14 protein-coding genes are annotated in these 13,620 nt (G+C 72.5%); 8 read left to right on the forward strand and 6 right to left on the reverse strand.

From position 1 onward, the window contains the following. Positions 1-279 precede the first annotated feature (279 nt). From IE249_RS23775 to IE249_RS23785, 3 genes are read left to right on the forward strand one after another with little or no spacing between them, the layout of a single operon-like run. On the forward strand, positions 280-924 hold the full coding sequence (locus IE249_RS23775; RefSeq protein WP_189707702.1) for a dihydrofolate reductase family protein: 645 nt from the start codon (positions 280-282) through the stop codon (positions 922-924). Positions 925-975: 51 nt separating this feature from the next. Continuing rightward, positions 976-1,461 (forward strand): TetR/AcrR family transcriptional regulator, encoded by a 486-nt coding sequence (locus IE249_RS23780; protein ID WP_189707704.1) that lies wholly within the window; start codon positions 976-978, stop codon positions 1,459-1,461. A 1-nt stretch (position 1,462) separates the two neighbouring features. Further along, a complete protein-coding gene (locus tag IE249_RS23785) occupies positions 1,463-1,828 on the forward strand; it encodes a hypothetical protein (protein ID WP_189707706.1) in 366 nt (121 codons plus the stop codon). A gap of 34 nt (positions 1,829-1,862) precedes the next feature. Here the strand turns inward: IE249_RS23785 and IE249_RS23790 are convergent, their stop codons facing one another. Continuing rightward, positions 1,863-2,804, reverse strand: a complete 942-nt coding sequence (locus IE249_RS23790; RefSeq protein WP_189707708.1) for an alpha/beta hydrolase family protein — start codon at positions 2,802-2,804, stop codon at positions 1,863-1,865. A 140-nt stretch (positions 2,805-2,944) separates the two neighbouring features. Here IE249_RS23790 and IE249_RS23795 point away from each other — a divergent pair, with 140 nt between their 5' ends. Further along, positions 2,945-3,532: a TetR/AcrR family transcriptional regulator gene (locus IE249_RS23795; RefSeq protein WP_189707710.1), complete on the forward strand. Its 588-nt coding sequence runs from the start codon at positions 2,945-2,947 to the stop codon at positions 3,530-3,532. Between the two features lie 227 nt (positions 3,533-3,759). After that, a complete protein-coding gene (locus IE249_RS23800) occupies positions 3,760-4,896 on the forward strand; it encodes a S1C family serine protease (protein ID WP_189707712.1) in 1,137 nt (378 codons plus the stop codon). 7 nt (positions 4,897-4,903) lie between these two features. Here the strand turns inward: IE249_RS23800 and IE249_RS23805 are convergent, their stop codons facing one another. Together IE249_RS23805 and IE249_RS23810 are read right to left on the reverse strand one after the other, a co-directional pair. Further along, positions 4,904-5,536 carry a DUF5701 family protein gene (locus IE249_RS23805; RefSeq protein ID WP_189707923.1) on the reverse strand — a complete coding sequence of 211 codons (633 nt, stop codon included), beginning with the start codon at positions 5,534-5,536 and terminating at the stop codon, positions 4,904-4,906. Positions 5,537-5,717: 181 nt separating this feature from the next. Continuing rightward, positions 5,718-6,068 (reverse strand): hypothetical protein, encoded by a 351-nt coding sequence (locus IE249_RS23810; protein WP_189707714.1) that lies wholly within the window; start codon positions 6,066-6,068, stop codon positions 5,718-5,720. Between the two features lie 807 nt (positions 6,069-6,875). On the opposite strand from IE249_RS23810, the gene IE249_RS23815 reads away from it, so the two are divergent. After that, positions 6,876-7,253, forward strand: a complete 378-nt coding sequence (locus IE249_RS23815; protein ID WP_229859129.1) for an SPW repeat protein — start codon at positions 6,876-6,878, stop codon at positions 7,251-7,253. A 21-nt stretch (positions 7,254-7,274) separates the two neighbouring features. On the opposite strand, the gene IE249_RS23820 is transcribed toward IE249_RS23815, so the two are convergent. The 3 genes from IE249_RS23820 to IE249_RS23830 all read right to left on the reverse strand — a co-directional run bounded on the left by IE249_RS23820 (position 7,275) and on the right by IE249_RS23830 (position 12,416). Continuing rightward, positions 7,275-8,732 carry a cation:proton antiporter domain-containing protein gene (locus IE249_RS23820; RefSeq protein WP_189707716.1) on the reverse strand — a complete coding sequence of 486 codons (1,458 nt, stop codon included), beginning with the start codon at positions 8,730-8,732 and terminating at the stop codon, positions 7,275-7,277. Between the two features lie 463 nt (positions 8,733-9,195). Then, positions 9,196-11,256, reverse strand: coding sequence for a SpoIIE family protein phosphatase (locus IE249_RS23825; protein ID WP_189707718.1), 2,061 nt, complete (start codon positions 11,254-11,256; stop codon positions 9,196-9,198). Between the two features lie 185 nt (positions 11,257-11,441). Then, positions 11,442-12,416 (reverse strand): LysR family transcriptional regulator, encoded by a 975-nt coding sequence (locus IE249_RS23830; protein ID WP_189707720.1) that lies wholly within the window; start codon positions 12,414-12,416, stop codon positions 11,442-11,444. A gap of 204 nt (positions 12,417-12,620) precedes the next feature. Here IE249_RS23830 and IE249_RS23835 point away from each other — a divergent pair, with 204 nt between their 5' ends. Together IE249_RS23835 and IE249_RS38305 are read left to right on the forward strand one after the other, a co-directional pair. After that, positions 12,621-13,154, forward strand: coding sequence for an ATP-binding protein (locus tag IE249_RS23835; RefSeq protein ID WP_189707722.1), 534 nt, complete (start codon positions 12,621-12,623; stop codon positions 13,152-13,154). Positions 13,155-13,266: 112 nt separating this feature from the next. Then, a partial coding sequence (locus IE249_RS38305) for an aminopeptidase P N-terminal domain-containing protein (RefSeq protein ID WP_373304437.1) occupies positions 13,267-13,620 on the forward strand: 354 nt, incomplete at its 3' end.

Consider the following 13,620-nt stretch of genomic DNA (forward strand, 5'->3'; position numbering starts at 1 on the left):
GCGGCGACGGCGATGACGAGGTCTCACGAGTGCGTTCCTCCTGGGAGCGGTGGGGGTGGGGCGCTGTCAGGTGGAGCGGGGAGCCTTCGCACCTTCCGGTGGTGTGGGTCTATGCGAGTAGACTCCGCCCTCAGAATGGCGAGTACATGACAGTCAGGCAAGGGTGGAGGACCGCCGAAATCTCGCCAAGGCCCCGGTCGAGGGCCGAACATGGGCAACGGCGATGAGTTTCTCCCGCTGAGGCGGTCCCTGTTTCACCGACCACACAGGAGGCACGACGTGAACCAGTTGCTGAGGGTCCAGAACTTCTGCGTCTCGAGCGACGGATACGGCGCCGGGGAGAACCAGAGCCTGGAGCGGCCGTTCGGCCACGCCGACCCGGCGGCCCTCGTCGGGTGGGCCGGCGCCACCGCGAGCTGGCCCAATCGCACCGAACCGGGGGGAAGCCGGGGTCTCGACGACTACTTCACCCGGGACTTCTCGCGCAACATCGGCGCCGAGATCATGGGCCGCAACAAGTTCGGCCCCCAGCGGGGGCCCTGGCAGGACTACGAGTGGCGCGGCTGGTGGGGCGACGAGCCCCCGTTCCACACCCCGGTGTTCGTCATGACCCACCACCCGCGCCCCTCGTTCACGCTCTCCGACACCACCTTCCACTTCGTCCAGGGCGACCCGGCCGCGGTGCTCGACCAGGCGCGGACGGCGGCGCGGGGCAAGGACGTCCGGCTCGGCGGCGGAGTCGCCACCGTCCGGCAGTTCCTCGACGCCGGCCTCGTGGACACCCTGCACATCGCGGTGTCGCCGGTGAAACTCGGGGCCGGGGAGCGGCTCTGGGAGTCCCCCGACGAACTGCTCGACCGCTACCACCTCGACGTCGTGCCCAGCTCGAGCGGCGTGACCCACCACCTGTTCTGGCGCAAGTAAAAGAACGTTCGTTCTTGACCGATCGTTCTCGAACCCCGTACGTTCCTGGCCATGGGACGACCACGCGCCTTCGACACGGGCCAGGCGATCACCGCGGCCGCCGCCCTCTTCGCCGCGCACGGCTATGAGGGCACCTCGGTGGACGACCTGGTCACCGCCACGGGCGTCCACCGGGGCAGCCTCTACAAGGTGTTCGGCTCGAAACGGAGCCTGCATCTGACCGTCCTGCGCGACCACCTCGACCACGAGATCCGGCCGGCCGTCGACGCCATCGCCGGTCTCACCGACCCGGCGCAGTCCCTGGCGGCCGCCATCGCCTCCTACGACGACGGTCCGGCCGCCGGACTGCTCCTGCTCGCCGCCGCCGAGCGAGCGCCGCACGACCCGGAGGTCGCCGCGCTGGTGGCGGAGGGTGTCACCGCCCTCGAGGACGCCCTGCGCCCCTCGCACGGCGACGCGGCCCCCCAGCTCGCCTCCACCGTCCTCGGTACCCGGCTGCGCATGCGCGCCCAGCCCCACCGCTCCAAGGAGAACTGACATGGCCCTGATCGACATCGACCGTGAACGCGGCCTGCTGACCGTCGAGTTCCAGGGCCTCGACAAACTCTGGACCTTCAAGAGCCGCCTGGAGATCCCCCTCGCCCATGTGCGCGGTGCCACCCATGACCCCGGAATGGCCCGGGAGTCCAAGGGAATCCGCGTCGGCGGCACCCACTTCCCCGGTGTGATCACCGCCGGCCGCTTCCGCCGTGACGGCGAGCGACTCTTCTGGGACGTGAAGAACCCGGACAAGGCCGTCGTCATAGAACTCGCCGACGCCGAGACCTACGACCGCCTCGTCATCGAGGTCGACGACCCCCGCGCCACCGTCGCCCTCGTCGAACAGGCCGTCTCCCGCCGCTGACACGGCGCCCCGGGGCGGGCGGCACGGCGTGCGGCTACTTGCTCTCCAGTCTGCCCAGCGCCCCGGGGTCCTCCGCCAGTGCGGCGGCCGCCTCCTTCCAGCCGGTGTCGCCGGGGTCCAGGGCGCTGCGCAGGAAGGCGGTGGTGAGCCGCTGGAGCAGGGCGACGCGCCCCGGATGCTCGTCCGTCGTCTCGGCGGCCTCGTACCCCTTGATCCCGCCGAGGGAGTGCTCCGCCCCGAAGAGGGTGAGCAGGCTCTTGTCGCCCGGGCTGTGGAGGTAGGGATCGGTGAACCAGTCCGGTCCACGGGTGGACAGCGCCGACTGGTCGTGGTCCCCGGCCACGACGAGGGCCGGCGCGGTCATCCGGTCGAAGGAGGGCCGCATGAAGGGGAAGTGCTCGGCGGCGAACGGGGTCAGGTCGTCGCCCAGGCCCGTCAGCGCCAGCAGGACGCCCGCCTTGACGCGGGGGTCGGACATGTCCTCGCCCGGTATGCCGTCGGGGCCGAGGACGCGCGCGCCCAGCAGGGTGCTCGCGCTCTGGGCTCCCCAGGAGTGGCCGGCCACCGCGACCCGGTCGTGGTCGAGGCGGCCGGCCAGGCACGGCACGGATGCCGCCAGGGCGCCGAGGCCGTCGAGCACGCGCTTCAAATCCTCGACGCGGTACCGCCAGATTCGCGGCGTACGGGGGTCCTCGGCGGGGATGCCGAGTGTCCGCGAGTCCAGGTGGGTGGGCCGCACGACCGCGAAGCCGTGCGCGGCCCAGAAGTCCGCCAGCGGCGCGTAGTCCCGCATCGACGCGCCGAACCCGTGCGAGAAGACGATGACGGGGAGTCCGTCTCCCGTCGCAGGGGCCGACACCGCGACCTGGAGGTCCTCTCCGCGCCCGGGAGCGGGCAGCACGATCGGGTGCACCGTCGTCACGGTGACGGGTGTATCCGTGTTCTGGTGAGTGGGGGCCGTAGGGGACTCGGGCATGGAAGTGCCTTCCGTTCGGTTCGTCCCGGTTCAGCTTCCTGGCGCGGTCTGCGACAATGAGCGTGAAACGGAACCTCGTTCCGCAATGAACGATACGGAACACTGTTCCGCTTATCAAGCCTCACGGAAGGATCGCCGTGGTGAACGACAGCGGCCAGCAGGCGGCAGGTGCGGCCGGACCCAAGCGCAAGGACGCCCGGCGCAACCAGCAGATCCTGCTGGACGCGGCCGCGTCGGTGTTCGTCGCCTCGGGCGTGGAGGCGCCCGTGCGCGACATCGCGGCCAGGGCCGGCGTCGGGGTGGGCACCATCTACCGCCACTTCCCGACCCGGGCGGACCTGATCGTCGCGGTCTACCGCCACCAGGTCGACGCCTGCGCCGAGGCGGGCCCCGCCCTGCTGGCGAGCCGTGAGTCCCCTTACGAGGCGCTCGCCCAGTGGATCGACCGCTTCGTCGATTTCCTGGTCACCAAGCACGGCCTCGCCGGAGCGCTCCAGTCGGACAACGCCGGATTCGACGGCCTGCACGCCTACTTCCTCGACCGGCTCGTGCCCGTGTGTGGCCAACTGCTCGACGCGGCCGCCGACCGCGGCGAGATCCGCCCCGGCTTCGGGGGCCTGGAGCTGATGCGGGGAGTGGGCAACCTCTGCATCGGCGCGGACAGCGATCCGCGCTACGACGCACGCCGGATGGTCGCGCTGCTCATCGCGGGCCTGCGCCGGACGTGACCGGCGGGCACCCGCCCGCCCCTTCCTCGCCTCCCCCTGACGTGACGGCGCGTGTCACCGCGAACTCACCCTGGAGAGAGGAGTGTTGGACGCTGGTCACGGTGCCCGCCCCGGCGCGCCGAGCGAGGCGATCCCCGGTCGCAGGCGTGCGCGGCCCCCGGCAGGGAACCCACGTCCGGCGGGAGCCTTCCCCGCTCCGGCCGCGTCGTCGTCATGGGAGTGCCGCCATGATCGTAAGAGAGTGTCCCGTCCCCGCCCCCGAGCGTGCCGCCGGCGCACCGCCCGCCGTGTCCGCGCGCCGCCTGCGGCTGATCGTGACCCGCGGCGCGGCCGCCGCCGTCCTGGCCGCGCTGGCCGTGGGCTGCACCAGCGACTCCTCCGGCTCGTCCCGGACGAAGAGCGGCGCCCCGGACGCCGGCGGGACACCCTCGGTGAGCGCCGAGCTGCAGAGCGACTACCTGCGCGTGGTGCACAACGTCCTGCCTTCGGTGGTGCAGATCACCACCTCCGCCGGCCTCGGCTCCGGGATCGTCTACGACGACAAGGGCGACATCGTCACCAACGCCCATGTGGTCGGCAAGGAGCACAGCTTCAGCGTGACCTTCGCCGACCGGCAGCAGCTCCTGCACGCCGGCCTGGTCGGGATCGACCCCGCCGACGACCTGGCCGTGATCCGCCTCGACGACCCGCCGTCCGGTCTGCACCCCGCCGCCTTCGCCGACAGCAGGAAGGTCCAGGTCGGCCAGATCGTCCTCGCCATGGGCAACCCGCTGGGCCTGTCCAGCAGTGTCACCCAGGGCATCGTCTCCGCCGTGGGCCGCACCGTGTCCGAGCCGGCCGGCCAGGGCTCTCCCGGCGCCACCATCCCGAACATGGTGCAGACCTCCGCCGCCATCAATCCCGGCAACAGCGGCGGAGCCCTGGCCGGCCTCTCCAGCGAGGTCATCGGCATCAACACCCTCGCCGCCGTCGACCAGGAGCTGGGCGGCGCCGCACCGGGCATCGGCTTCGCCATCCCCAGCTCCACCGTCACCCGCATCGCCGACCAGCTGGTCAAGAGCGGCAAGGTCACCAACAGCGGCCGCGCCGCCCTCGGGGTCACGGTGCGCACGGTGCTGGGCGCCGACTCCGCCCCGGCCGGGGCGGGCATCGTCTCGGTGACCAAGGGCGGCGCGGCGGACAAGGCCGGGCTGAAGCCCGGGGACATCGTCACCGAGCTGGACGACACGAAGATCACCGACGTGCAGACGCTCACCGAGGCGCTGGCCGCCAAGTCACCGGGCGAGCAGGTGACGATCGGCTACTCCCGCGACGGACGTGCCGCCACCGCCCATGCCGCTCTCGGTACGCTGCAGACTTCCTGACGGGTCGTCAGGCCGCTTGGGTGTCCTGACCACGGCGGCCCGTCGCCGAGGCGAAGCCCAGCCACGTGTGCCGGTTTCCCGCCCAGCACCAGCCGACCTTGGGCGCGTCGCGGCGCGCGCGGCCGTCCCGTCCCGTGCCGTTGCTGATCCAGACGGCCGGAGTACGGGCGTCCAGGGCGCCGTTCGCCTTGCGCAGCCGTGAACCGATGGTCATGAAGCAGTGGTTGCGTTCGAGGACGGCGGGCTGCTGCACGACCCAGTGGATGCCCTCGGTGAGCAGCATCGGGCTGCGGGCCTCGGCGGTGAGGGCGGGCAGTGCTTCGTCGGGGCTCCAGTTGGCCAGGTGGTCGCCGCGGTCGGGTGCGGTGAGGACGTAGAGCGGGCTGTCGGGCAGGGCGATGGAGTCGAGCGGGGCGAAGCGGTCGACGTCGTCCATGTCCGTGACGACGAAGCCCGGTCGGCCGCGGTGGCGCAGCAGCGGAGCGAGCGCGGAGGCTGGGGCGCGGTCGGGGTGAACGGCGAGGAGGGCCCCGTGGCCGTGCGCGGAGGACCCGGCCGCGAAAGCGCGGATCTCGGCGGCCGGCAGCCCAGCGATCTCGTGCACCCCCAACTCGACGAGCCTGTCGGCCTGCTCGGTCAGAGGCGGGAGTGCGGTCGTCGTAGCGGATGTAGCGGATGTAGCGGACGCGGCGGACGCGGCGGACGCGGCGGAACCGGTGTCGGGCACGATGCTCCCTGGGGCGGCGACGTGAAGGGGCGAGGGGGCAACGAAGCGGTCCGCGGCATTGTTCCCGCCGCCGCCGTGGTCGTCGGGGGAGCGCTCACCGCCCGGCGCCGGTCCGGCCGTGGTGCCGGTCCCGTCCGCGCAGCGCCGACGCGGCGAAGAGGGCGGCCACGGCGGAGTCGGCGAGCGCCGCCGTCCGCCAGCGGTCGCTGCGCAGCGCCAGACCGGCCATGCTCGCCGCGTGCAGCGCGTCGGGCACTCCCTGCCAAGTGGCGGGCACGCTGAGGCGGTTGGTCACCAGAGCCTGCGCGAGCTGGCGTGCGCCCAGCAGCCGCACGACGCCCGACGCGGCCCTGGTCCGCGGGGTGTGGGGGCAGCGGCGAAGGACGGTCCCCGGAAAGGCGACGAGTACCGCGCCCCATACGACGCGGACGACGGATGCGCGCATGTTTGTGATCCTTCCTTCTCGCCGGGCGGTGTCGGCCCGGCCGACCGGAGAGCTGCCGTACGACCTGCGGGCGCTGCGGCCCGTGTGAGGCAATCCCGCGCCGGCGGACGGCGTTCCCTCTCCGTGAGTTCGCGTTCAAAGTCCACGGTGACTCCGGCGCCGCGGCGGTCGGATGCAGGGGCGCCTGGTCGGTCGGGCCCTGTACGTACGGTCGACCGGTGCACAGGCCGTGCCCGGCGAAGAGGGGCCGTACGCCGTAGTACTCGTTGATCAGCACCTTCGGGTGCTGCGCCGCGCACAGGCGAACCAGGTCCGCCCAGCGCAGGTCCTTGGCGCCGATGCTCACGATGATCATTGCGGCCCACCAGGTCCTGCAGCGACCGCACGTGCTGGAGGGCGCGGGGAGTGGAGGAGGCCAGCAGGCAGAAGCCGACGGCGTTCAGCGCGCACACCGCGGCCACGCCGGTCACCAGCAGGGTCAGGGTGCGGCGCAGCGGCACGCGGCGGATACCGGTCCACGCGGCCAGGGCCAGGAGGATCAGTCCGGCGGCCACCGCCGTCTCCCACAGCCCGTAGTGGAGCCAGCCCGGCGCGGGAACCACCTCACGCGAGATCCTCTCCTGTCGGCCTGTGCCTCCTGGGTACCCCGGCGCGAACAAATCTAAATAATTGCACTGTGCCATGGTTGGGTCCCCTTCCCTCGGATACGCGTCATGTGGAACGCAAGAAGCGGAAAAGACGGAAAGGAAGAAGGTGGCCGACGTGGCCATGCACACCCGCATCGAAGAACATCCGGACCTTCTCGCCATGCGTGCTCACGCAGCCGAGGTCTCGGCGAAGCCCGCACTGCAGGCCGTCGAGGGACTGACGCTCCTGACCGGCCTCTACCTGGCGATCTCCCCCTGGGTCGTGGGATTCAACGGCAACCCGCTGGCGATCAGCAACCTGGTCACCGGCATCGCCCTCGCGGTCCTCGGCCTCGGTTTCGGATCCGCCTACGAGCGCACGTTCGGCATGGGCTGGGCGGCGGCGGGCATCGGCGCCTGGGCGATCATCGCCCCCTGGGCCGTACAGCACGCGTCGGCCACCACGGGCACGATCGTGAGCAACACCATCACGGGAGCCATCGCGTTCCTGCTCGGGCTGGTGACGAGGGCGATGGCTGCCCGGAGCCGCCGTACCTGACCGCGCGACGGTCCGGACGGCTCACTTCCGGAACAGGCCGCTGGGATCCGGCGCCTGTTCCGGATCCGTGAGCAGCAGGATCTCGTCCCCCGCCGCCAGTCGGGTCGCCCCGGTCACCGGCAGCAGGCCTCCGCCGCGGATGGCGAGGCTGACCCACACGTGTTCCCCGAGGTCCAGGTCGGCGACGGCGCAGCCGTCCGCCTCCGAGCCGGACTCGACCACGACCCGGCGCACCCCCTCGGGGCGGTCACGCAGCCGGACGCCCAGCGCCCACGGTTCCAGTTCGCCGGCCCGCATCGGAATGCGGCACCAGCGGGCGACGGTGGGCACCAGGGCGCCCTGCACCACGACGGAGAACGCCACGACGACGAACACCACGTCGTAGATCCGCTGCGAGTGCGCCAGACGCGCGCTCACCGCGAAACTGCCCAGCAGGATCGGCACCGCCCCCTTCAGCCCGGCGAACGCGAGGAACACCCGCTCCCCGGCCCGCAGGCGCAGCGGCCACAGCAGCGCCGCCATCGCCAGGGGCCGCGCCACCACCACGAGCAGCACGGCCAGGATCATGCCGTCCCCCCACGCGCCCTCGGCGGCGAAGGTCGCCAGCGGGACGCTCAGCCCCAGCAGCGTGAACGCCACGATCTCCGCCAGGCTCGACAGCGCCGCGTGGAACCGCTCGATCTCCCGTTTGTACGGCGCCCGCGCGTCCCCCAGCAGGATCCCGGCGGTGAACACCGCGAGGAAACCGGAACCGTGCGCCACCGTGGCCGCCCCGTAGACGGCGAACGCCCCGGCGAGCGCGCGCAGCGGATACAGGCCCTCGCTGGGCAGCGGCACCTTCTGCATGAACCACTTCAGCGCCCATCCGCCGCCCAGGCCGACGGCCGCCCCTACCGCCATCTGCTCGACGAACGTCAGCGCCACCTGCCCGGCGGCGCCGGCCACCGATCCGCCGGTCGTCGTCAGCAGCGCCGCCATGAGCGCGATGCCGACCGGGTCGTTGGCCCCCGACTCGCCCTCCAGGAGTACGCCGGTCCGGCCGGTGATCTCGCGCCGGCCCAGGACGGAGAAGACCACCGCCGGATCGGTGGGCGCCAGGGCCGTGCCCAGCAGCAGCGCCGCTTGCCAGCCGAACCCGAGGAGACGGGCGGCGAGCGCCAGCAGGGCCGCGGTGGCGAACGTGCCGGCGACGCCGATCCACACCACCGCGCCCGCGTTGGGCCGTAGTTGCCGCCACCCCAGGTTCATGCCGCCGTGGAAGAGGAGCACGACCAGGGCCACGGTCACCACGTTCTGCACGGAGGTGATCGGGAAGCTCTCCAGCCGGGGCGCCAGGTCCGCGGCCACCGCCGCGGCCACCAGGAAGAACGCCGGCGCCGGGATGCGGGTGCGCTCGCTGAGCCGGTTGGACAGCACCGCCACGGTCGCCGCCAGCGCCACCGCCAGCACGGCTCTCCCGAACGACTCCACACCCTCCACCGGCTCGCCCCTTCGTCGCGGACACTCGCGACTCACAGTTCCCCGGGCCGGGCGCCCCGACGCGAGATCGCCGGCCGCCCGGCGCGGGACATCCGCGCCGGGCGCACGATTCAGCTACGGCCGCGAGGCCCGGCCGTGGGTGTGTGACCGGGGCGGGCTCCGCCGTCGGACCCCGGCTCCGTGGCCGGGGCCGGGCGTTGCGGCCGGGTGGATCACCGGCTCGGCCGGGCTCCGTGACCGGGGCCGGCCCTGCGGCCGGGCCGGCTACAGGGTCGCCGCGGGTTCCGGTACGGCGTCGCCGCCGGGCGGGACGGACGCGGCGGCGTCCTCCTCGGCGGAGCGGTGGACGTGGACCCCGATCATGCCGAAGGCGGTCAGCATCCCGGGGGTGACGACGGTTCTCCGGGGCGATGTCCCCGGCGGCACGATGTCGGTGAAGGTGCGGGCCGAGGCCCGGCGACCGTCAGGCGAGGGGCTGCGCGCGGGCGATGAGAAGCGCCACGTCGTCGTAGTCGGCGGGGTGGCGCAGCTGCTCCAGGAGCCGGTCGCACATGTCCTCGGTGGAGTCGTGCGGCGGGGACAGCAGCTCCAGCAGACGCCCGAGGCGTGCGTCGATCGGGTCGTCGCGGGTCTCCACCAGCCCGTCGGTGTAGAGGACCAGCTGATCACCGGGTCCAAGCGGGAGGGTGGTCGACTCGAAGGGCACGCCGCCGACCCCCAGCGGAGTGGCCGTGGGCAGGTCGAGGAGTTCGGGCGGCCGGCCGGGGCGGAGCAGCACCGGCGGCAGGTGGCCGGCGGATGCGACCTCGAGCCGGGCACGGTGCGGGTCGTAGACCCCGTACACGCAGGTGGCGATGTACGGGTCCAGGCCCTGGGTGATGCGGTCCAGGTGGGTGAGGACCTGATCGGGGCCCAGATCGAGGTTGGCGAGGGTGGAGGTGGCCGTGCGCAGGCGGCCCATGGTGGTGGCGGCCGGGATGCCGCTGCCCATGACGTCGCCCACGGTGAGCACGGTGCGGTCGCCCTCCAGGGGGATGACGTCGTACCAGTCGCCGCCCACCTCGCTGAAGGCCTGCGCGGGCCGGTAGCGGGCGGCGACCTCCAGGCCCGGATGCCGGGGCGACAGGCGCGGCAGCAGGCTGCGCTGGAGGGTCTCGGCGGCGCGGCGGATGTGCTGGTGCAGCACGGCGTTGTCGATGCTGAGCGCGGCCACGGCGGCCAGCTCGCAGGCGAGCGCGAGATCGTCCTCGTCGAACGGCACCGGGTTGCGGGCCCGGGCCAGGCCGAGAACGCCGATGACCTGTCCCCGGGCGATGAGCGGGATGGCCATGTCGGTGTGCACGCCGGCCTCGGCGAGCAGGCGGGCGGCGGCGGAGTCGGCGGCGACACGGTCGAGGTCGACGCCGTTGAGGTGGGTGATCAGGAGCGGTCGGTGGGTGCGCAGGCACTGGGCCGCCGGATGGTCGGCGTGGTAGGCGGTGAGGTGCCCGGGCGGGACGAGCGCCTGGGTGGCCCTGGTGGGATAGGCGGTCTTCACCGCCAGGGCGCGGAAGAGGGCCGGGCCCTCCCCGACGTCCGTACGGCCCGTGCGCAGGGCGGAGTCCAGGATGTCCACGGTGACCATGTCGGCCAGGCCGGGCACCAGCACGTCCGCCAGCTCCTGCGCGGTGCGCCCCAGCTCGAGCGTGGTGCCGATGCCGGCCGAGCCGTCCGCGATGAGGCGCAGACGCTGCTGGGCCCGGTCGGCCTTCATCGCCGCCCGGTACCGGTCGGTCACGTCCACGACCACGTTGGCGATGCCCAGCGTGTGCCCGTGGTGGTCCTCCAGCCGGTAGAACGACACGGCCCAGGCGTGGTCGTTCTCCGGGTCGGCGAAGGTGCGGCCCACCACCTGCTCGTCGACCACGGGGACGCCCGTCTCCAGGACCTGCCGCATCGCGCTCTCCGCGGTCGCGAAGCGCGGACCGGTGAGCACCTCGCGGAAGGCACGGCCGACGTGGTCGGACTCGGACACGCCGTGCATCGAGGCCAGGGCGGGGTTGACGACCAGGTAGCGCAGGTCGGTGTCGAGGATGGCCAGCCCGATCGGCGCCTGGGTGACCAGACGCGTGGACAGGGCGAGGTCGCGTTCCACCCGCCGGAGCATGGTGCGGTCGGTGGCCAGCCCCAGGGCGTAGTGATCGCCGATGTTGTCCGTCAGCCGCATGTTGCGGAACTCGACCATGCGGGTGCCGCCGTCCTTGCGCCGCACGGGGAAGGCCCCGGCCCAGTCCCGGCCGGTCTCCATCACCTCGGCGAACAGCCTGATGGCCGCGTCACGGTCCCCGGCGTCCAGCAGCAGCGGCGCCGCGTACTGCCCGACCGCCTCGTCCCCGCTGTAGCCGAACAGCTCCTCGGCCTGCGGGCTCCACATGTCGATCCGGCCGTCGGCCTCGAGGAGCACCGCGGCGACGCCCAGCAGATCCATCAGGCCGGTCGGCTGAGCCGCCTGTTCCACGTCGGTGGGCCTGTGCGTCGGGCTCATCGGGGTCGCTCCTTCCACCAGCCGGCCCGCCGCTTCCCCGAGGCGGTACGGTCCCGCGCCGGCCGCGAGGACGCGCCGCGAGGCGCGGACGGCGTGATGGGCCCGTAGGGACCGGCGCGTATGTCCAGCATGCCCCCACGGGCCGCGTCGCGCGGACCGGCCGGCCTCCCGCCGACCTGCGGATGTCAGCGGAGCGTGTCGCTCGGACGGGTGGCCGTGTAGGCCCGGGCCAGCCAGCTCTGCAGGTGAGGGGCGTGTGCCAGCAGGTTGCGGTACACCCGGACGGCGTGGTGGTGCAGCGCCTCGGCCACCGGCGCCCCGACGGCGTCCCGGCGCCAGATCAGCAGCAGGCGCTGCCACAGCGGATCACCGGCCAGCGGCTTGACCAGCACCCCGTCGATGGGGCGCAGGGTCGGCTGGACCGCGGTCACCCCGAGCCCCATCGCGATCATCGACTGCAGCTGTTCCAGCACGTGGAACTCATGGGTGTTCCCGGGGACGAAACCGGCGGCCTCGCAGGCGTCGTAGAAGGCACCCGGCCACCCCACCCCGTCGTCGGACGTGACGAACCAGGTGTCCCGTGACAGCTCCTCCAGCGGAACCTCCACCCGGTGCGCCAGCGGGTGACCGGCGTGCATGGCCACGAAGATCGGCACGGTGTTGATGGCGCGGTGGGCCAGCGCGGGGGAGTGCCGCACCGGCAGCCCGGGGTAGTCGACGCCCAGCGCCGCGTCGAGCTCCCCGGCCTCCACCAGCCGGACCAGCTCCCCGGTGGCGTACACGCTGCACACGGTGACGGTGAGATCCGGACAGGCGTCGCGCAGATTGCCCAACAGGGCCGGGACCACAGGGGTGTTGGTGACACCCAGCCGGACCGTGCGAGCGCCCGGCGTGGATTCGGGATCGGTGTGCCTCCGTCCGAGGGCGTCGGCGCGGGCCAGCACGTCCCGGGCCTGGCTGACGACCTCCGTACCGTAGGCGGTCAGCTCCACGCCCGTGTTGCTGCGGACGAACAGCCCCTCGCCGAGCAGCCGCTCGATGCGGCGCAACTGCGTGCTCATGGCCGGCTGGGTCAGGCCCAGCGCGGCCGCCGCCCTTCCGACGCTGCCGGAGTCCGCGATCGCGCACAGCACCCGCAGATGACGCAGCTCAAGTTCCACGGCACACCTCATTGTTCGAAGAAGCGGCACCATTATGCGACCGGCGGCGAGAACGGCACCGGACACGGTCACCGCACGCACGGCGACGTTATGGCCCGGCCGTTCGTTTTCTTATGGCCCGGGCCGTTGTCCCGGCCGGTTCGGTCGTGGAAACCTCCACTCGCGCCATCGTCCCGCCGGGACGATCCGCGAAGGAGACGCGCCATGCCCCACACCGAACTCCGCTTCACCGTCGAAGGGACGGCGGCCGCGGTCCGCGACGCGCGCCGCCGCATTTCGTCGGCCGTCTTTTCCTGGGAAGTGCCGATCGACGGCGATCTGCTCTTCCGCCTCGAAGTGGTCGCCTCGGAAATGCTGACCAACGGTCTGCAGCACGCCGGCGGTCCCCTGACGGTCGAATCGCGTGCGGAGCGGGACAGCGGCCTCCTCGTCCTCACGGTCGTCGACGGCGGCCGGGAACGGCCGCGGCCCTGCGTGGCCGGCTGCGACCACGAGAGCGGGCGCGGCATCGTCCTGATCGACGCCTTGAGTCTTTTCCACGGCACGGAATACACCGACTCCGGCAAGCGCTGCTGGGCAGTCCTCCCGCTGTCCGAGCATGCCGCCCCGGACGGGGAGGAAATGCCGGGGAATGCCGCAAAGGACGGCGGGCGGGACGGCGACTCGGCGCGCTGGACGGTCACTGAGGCGGGAGCGCATCTACTGCGGCTGCTCCTTCCGGCATTTCCGGCGACGTGACACCGATTCCATTCTCTCGACACAGGAGATCTGGGTGACCGAGGAGACGGACGAGAACAGGCGGCGAAAAAACGGCCTCTACAGACAAGTGAGCCGGGAACTCGCCGAGAACATGAAAAAGGGCTGGGCCGACGCCGAGCGTCACGCCCTGACGCCCCTCCCGCAGGCCGCGTACACCGCGCGCCGCCGGGCCGAACTCTCCGCCCGCTTTCCGGGCGAGCTGCTGGTGATCCCGGCCGGCGCCCCGAAGGTCCGCGCCAATGACACGGCGTATCCCTTCAGACCCGCTTCGGACTACGTCCACCTGACCGGCGACCAGTCCCCTCACGCCGTACTCGTCATGGAGCCGGGCCAGTACGGCGGACACCGGGCCGTCCTGCACACGCTCCCGCGCTCCGACCGGGCCGACGGTGAGTTCTGGCTCGACCCGCACGGCGAACTCTGGGACGGCCGCCGCGACAGCCTC

Source organism: Streptomyces anandii JCM 4720, from assembly GCF_014650655.1.
GTDB lineage: Bacteria > Actinomycetota > Actinomycetes > Streptomycetales > Streptomycetaceae > Streptomyces > Streptomyces anandii.